This is a genomic window from Rhodopirellula halodulae (assembly GCF_020966775.1).
GTDB lineage: Bacteria > Planctomycetota > Planctomycetia > Pirellulales > Pirellulaceae > Rhodopirellula > Rhodopirellula halodulae.
The window spans coordinates 1-5,633 of record NZ_JAJKFV010000022.1; the positions used below are offsets into that span (position 1 = coordinate 1).

Genomic DNA, 5,633 nt, shown 5'->3' on the forward strand with positions numbered 1-5,633 from the left:
TACGACATACTTCCTTGATGTACCTGGCATCTCTGATCCTCCTGTACGAGATGCCGAGAGCATACAAAAGCATGACAATTAGAGATAGAGCAACTAGTAGGTCATGTCCCACATGACGAAGGGTGAAACGCAAGCGACTCGGTTCTGGCGAACACAAGCAACGCAACAACCTCTCTGTGTCCTACCGCCTCTGCGTCTTTGCTTTTGATTCACTCGACGCCGGGAAAACACAGCCAGACTGGCTGTGCTACGAACAAATGCCGTCGAGCAACCGGAGCAAGCACTCTTCGGCTGATGAGTTGGCTCGGATGGGATGTTGATCGGCAATTCGAGCTCGCACGCTTGACCGCGGAGCGACCCTCGACCCTCGACCCTCGACCCTCGACCCTCGACCCTCGACCCTCGACCCTCGACCCTCGACCCTCGACCCTCGACCCTCGACCCTCAGCCCTCAGCCCTCAGCCCTCAGCCCTCAGCCCTCAGCCCTCAGCCCTCAGCCCTCAGCCCTCAGCCCTCAGCCCTCAGCCCTCAGCCCTCAGCCCACCACCGTGGGCTCCGGTTCGCGGAGTTCCGCCAGCTCATCCAATAAACCAGACCATTCACCAGAGATTTGGGTTTGCCCCCAATCCGCGGCCACCATCACGCTGTTGATCCCAGAGCCGATGCCCAGCATCGCGGTCCGGTCGCCGCCTTGCAGTTCTCCCGTCGCCGCAGCGGCGGCGACGGTCAACGGCAACGCCACGGACCCCGTGTTGCCAAGTGCCGGGAACGTGATGATGTCTCGTTCTTCCGGAAGCCCCATGGCTTCCAACATGCCCACACGGTGTCTCGAACCCACTTGGTGACAAACCGTGCGATCGATCTCGTCCCGCGTCCAACCTGAGTCCGCCAACAAATCCGACAACGCGGCGACGCCCGTGGCGATGCCTTCGGCCATCAAGGTTTCGGAATCGGTTTCCATCAAAGGCTGCATGGCTGCCCCCGCTGTGTCTTGATCGCTGCGGCACAGATCGTGATGCGCCGTGTTGGCCTGAGCGATCCCGTTGGCAAACGAAGTCGCCCCGGGAGCCAAATCGCGATGCGTCAGCAACCAAGCACAACTGCCCGAGCCAATGGTCAAGGACGCAAACGCTGGCTTGACCGTCTTTCGTGTGAGCTGGGTGTCCGCGTTCAGTGCCGCCAACGTGGCTTCCATCAGCGGACGGCTGTTTTCCGTCCCAACCACCAAACCGGCCTTGATCATGCCGGACTGAATCATGGTCGCGATCTGAATGGCCCCGTTGAGAACACCCAAACACGCGTTGGAAACGTCGTAGACCCAACATTGTGGTCCAAGACCCAACTCGTGATGCACACGCGACGCCGTGGCGGGCTCCAGAAAGTCACGGCAAACGCTGGCGTGAATCAGCGCACCAATCTGGGTCGGATCGATCCCAGCCGCTTCGATCGCGTGCTTGCCGCTTTGAATGCTGGGGCCGCTGGGCGCCGTTCCTGGCTCCCAAACTCGGCGGCTAGCGATCCCGCTCATCATCGCCAAACGCCCCTCAGGGAGCTTCAAACGCGTGTAAAGCGGTTCCAAATCGCGTTCAATCTGTTCGCTGGTCCAGCGAGCGGTGGGGATGGTGACACCAATCGATGCCAGCGATACGTCAGAGAAGTGCACGAAATGGTCCTTCGGATCCCGGTGGAGTGTCAATTTGGGCAGCCGCAGGTTACCAAATCCGACGTTTCGCACGAATCACCCGGATGCTGGAAATCACGTTCATGAAGGGCTCCCGGGCCGATTGCCACGTCACTTCCGTTGCGGGACAGCCAGCAGCACAGGCATCCACACCGCCGCTAACTCGACTGATGGGAAACCAGACAACCTGTCAGCTTGCGGCTCAACCATGACAGCGAGCGTCTCATTTTGAGTCAAAATCAGCCAGGTCGGACTCAAATCGAACGCGCCGAGTTGAGCGTTGCCGATGGCCGAATGAACGAGTGTCGAATGCAACGTTCACTGCGACAAAACACGGGATTTTCCGGCGTTTGCTAGCAAAAATCGCAATTGCTAGCACTACCCGTAGTGTCTTTGGCAAACCTTTTCACAAGATATCGTTCTTGCTTGGTGTTGTGAAACTCGGTCCTTAATCTCCCGCCCATCAGACGCGACACCGTCGCCGCGCCGCTTATCACTCACCTCATTGGAAAAGTCCGGGACTCAAAACGACCAGGTTGTTTCATGATGAGACAGGCTGGAAAGGTTTCCCTTGGTCGCCCCCATCCCTGCAGAGACGGCAGGTGGCACCAAGACGACGAAGCCACCTCGATTGAGTTCTCGCTCGATTTGTTTTGGTTGACGATAGCCAAGACAGATGCTCGCCCGATGCGGTTCACATCCAACGCTGTTACGAAGAGGATCTTCCCATGACGCGCAAGCCATTGATTGGTTTGAATGCTGATTTCCGTGCCGCCGCCCGCAGCACTCCCGCGTTCGCGTACATCGCCGCTGGATATTTCCAATCCATCATCAACGCCGGTGGCGTCCCCGTCTTGGTTCCCCCGCAAGCGGACGAGGAATCGGTCAGCCGCGTCTTGGACGCCGTCGAAGGTTTCTTGTTCATCGGTGGTGGCGACCTGGATCCCCGCAACGACGGATTCATGCTGCACCCCAGCGTCCAACCAATGGACGCCGGCCGCGAAGCCAGCGATCGCATGTTGATGGCCGAGATCGCTGAACGCCGCATGCCCGTGTTTGGCATTGGTGTTGGCATGCAATTGATCAACGTGCAACAAGGCGGCAACCTGTTCCTGCACATCAAAGAAGACTTGCCCGAAGCCGTGCCACACTTCGACGCACAAGACGTCAACCATCGTCACACGCTGAACGTCGAAAGCGATTCCTTGATCGGTCGCGTCTACGGCGACGGCGAAATCCGAGTCACCAGCCGTCACCACATGGCGATCGATGAAGTCGCCCCCGGCTTCCGCGTCACCGCACGTTGCCCCGATGGAGTGATCGAAGCCATTGAAAGCGAAATGATCGATTGGTTTGCGTTGGGCACCCAGTTCCACCCCGAGTCCGATGCGGCATCAGCGTTGGACATTCGCATCTTCGAAGAATTCGTCGACGCGGTCCGCGATCGTAACCAAGAAACCAACGCGGGCGAAACCGACGACGCGTATCGCTTGGTCGCCTGAGTCACCGTTCCAAAGGCACTCGTTTCCAGAAGTCATTCTGGGGAGAGCCACCATTCATCCTACGGAGAGATCGTCAACGAATCGTTGAAGCAATCCCTTCCCACCGGGTTCGCTGCCCACGGTTGTCCCGCGAGAACCGTTTTCCGCCAAAGGATTGGCGGGCTGGCAGCACGGATGGTTTGCCCAATGCGGCGAACCCGGTGAGAACGGGGCTCCCTCGGGAGTCCCCCGCCTTCATGGACGAAGGCCGATCAGAACCACGGACGGTTCCGGGAATCACGATTTGAAATGACAGGATAAGTCACGGCCGACAAGCTCAACCGGGCACACTCCCACCGAGTGTGCCCGGTTTTTTTGTTGGAGCGGAGAGGACTGAGTACAGAGTCGTGAGGACTGAGAGCGGAGGGCCGAGAATGTCGCGGATCGCTCCGCGGTCCAGCGTTCCACCCCAAACCGCCAACCAGGCTCCACCCCAAACACCCCAACAGCCACAGAGTGTTCGCTCCGGTTACTCGCGCGGCATTTGTTCGTAGCACAGCCAGCTTGGCTGTGGCTTCCTCAGTGTCGAGTGAATCAAACGCAAAGACGCAGAGGCGGTAGGACGCAGAGAGGTTGTTGCGTTGCCTGTGTTCGCGAGAACCAAGTCGCTCGTATGTCACCTTCCGCCATGTGAGACATGGCCTACGAACGTCACCGATCGCCCCGCCCTCAGCCCTCAGCCCTCAGCCCTCCTCACTGCTCCCCTGTGGCCCTGCATCTCTTTCCCCTTCCCCCCCACCATTTGCTTGCCGGATTGCTTTCCTGGCGCTATGGTGAAGGAGCCGAACTTTCCATCCGATCCGACGAGTCTTCTCGATGAAACGTTTTCTTTCCAACTTGGTGGCTGCCGTGCGAACCTCGATCCGCTCGGTTTCGCCTTCGATGCGACGCCGTTTGCGAACCAGCGGGCTGGCTGTCGCCCTGGGAGCGTTCTTCGGACTCGCGCCGGTCACCTCCCCGACAACCGCTCAAGACACCTCGGTCGCCGATTCCGCCACGCAGAACGAAACGGCGGAGCCATCCGATGAAAACGCCTCGAAAGAGCCGGCATACGTCCGCGTTCACGAAGACGAGGGCAAACCGCAAGCCTTGCAAACAGCCACCGTTCGCTTCGTCGGCCAACCGGGCACGCGGTACGACGGAGCCATCGTGGATTTGGTCGGCGTCGTGCACATTGGACAAGACGAATATTACGCGGAACTGAAGGAGCAACTGTCACGGTACCAAACGGTGCTGTATGAGTTGGTCGCTCCCGATGGCACCCGCATTCGGCCAGAAGACTTGGAGGAACGTCGATCCATCCTGGCCTCGGTGCAAACAGGCATGAAGGACATGCTGAACCTCGAGTACCAGCTCGAAAAGATCGATTACATGGCCGAGAATTTTCGTCACGCGGACATGAGTCCGGACGAGTTTGTCAAAGACTTGGAAGAACGCGGCGACAGCGTTTGGAAAATGGTGGCTCGCATGATGGGAGCCGGGATTGCATCGCAGGCCAAAACGGGCGGCGACGCGGGGTTGCTGCTGGCGATGTTCAGCAAAGACCGCCCGATGAAAATGAAACAAGCCATGGCCCGTCAGCTGGTCGACATCGAATTGGTCACCGCCGGCATGGATGACGCCAACGGTGAAAACACGTTGATCAAAGGCCGCAACCGCAAGGCGTTTGAGATTCTCAAAGACGAATTGGACCAAGGCAAAGACAACATCGCCGTCTTCTACGGAGCGGGCCACCTTCCTGACATGGCCGATCGCTTAGAAAACGAATTCGGCATGAAACCCACCCGTACCACATGGGCTAACGCCTGGGACCTGACAAGGAACTGATTGCAGATTGCAGATTGCAGTTCACCACCAACGCTCCATCCCAACCGACTTCACACCCGCAGAGCATTACTCCGGCGGAGAATTCCGCACGCACAACAGCCAAGCTGGCTGTCCTACGACACGCGCGCGAAACCACGAGTCGAGTCGTTCGCGTTTCACCCTCCGCCATGTGAGACATGGCCCAGATTGTCGCGGATCGCTCCGCGGTCCAGCGTCCAGCACAGACCGCCAACCAACGCTCCATCCCAACCAACTTCACAGCCGCAGAGCGTTCCCTCCGGTTAAGAATACCGCCTGCACAACAGCCAGGCTGGCTGTTCTACGACACGCGCAAACGCCAGTAGTCGCCCCGCTTGCGTTCCCCCCTCTGCCATGTAAGACATGGCCTACTGATCGTGGAACCAATCTCTTCAACCAGCCTGGATCATCGCTCGACCAATCACCCGAGACACATGACCGCGGAGCGATCCGCGACAATCCGTAGTAGTTGCTCTATCTCTAATTGTCATGCTTTTTGTATGCTCTCGGCATCTCGTACAGGAGGATCAGAGATGCCAGGTACATCAAGGAAGTATGTCGTAGAA

The 5,633-nt window shown here is 58.5% G+C and carries 3 protein-coding genes; 2 read left to right on the plus strand and 1 reads right to left on the minus strand.

Going from position 1 to position 5,633, the window contains the following annotated elements:
• Positions 1–535: 535 nt before the first annotated feature.
• Positions 536–1,663 (minus strand): 3-oxoacyl-ACP synthase III, encoded by a 1,128-nt coding sequence (locus LOC70_RS12850; RefSeq protein WP_230253987.1) that lies wholly within the window; start codon positions 1,661–1,663, stop codon positions 536–538.
• Between the two features lie 746 nt (positions 1,664–2,409).
• Here LOC70_RS12850 and LOC70_RS12855 point away from each other — a divergent pair.
• Together LOC70_RS12855 and LOC70_RS12860 are read left to right on the plus strand one after the other, a co-directional pair.
• On the plus strand, positions 2,410–3,183 hold the full coding sequence (locus tag LOC70_RS12855; RefSeq protein WP_230253988.1) for a gamma-glutamyl-gamma-aminobutyrate hydrolase family protein: 774 nt from the start codon (positions 2,410–2,412) through the stop codon (positions 3,181–3,183).
• A 933-nt stretch (positions 3,184–4,116) separates the two neighbouring features.
• Positions 4,117–5,049: a TraB/GumN family protein gene (locus LOC70_RS12860; RefSeq protein WP_230253989.1), complete on the plus strand. Its 933-nt coding sequence runs from the start codon at positions 4,117–4,119 to the stop codon at positions 5,047–5,049.
• Positions 5,050–5,633: the final 584 nt, after the last annotated feature.

Coding starts and splice junctions, on each gene's coding strand:
- LOC70_RS12855 (WP_230253988.1), top strand. CDS start 2,410: ATGACGCGCAAGCCATTGATTGGTTTGAATGCTGATTTCCGTGCCGCC.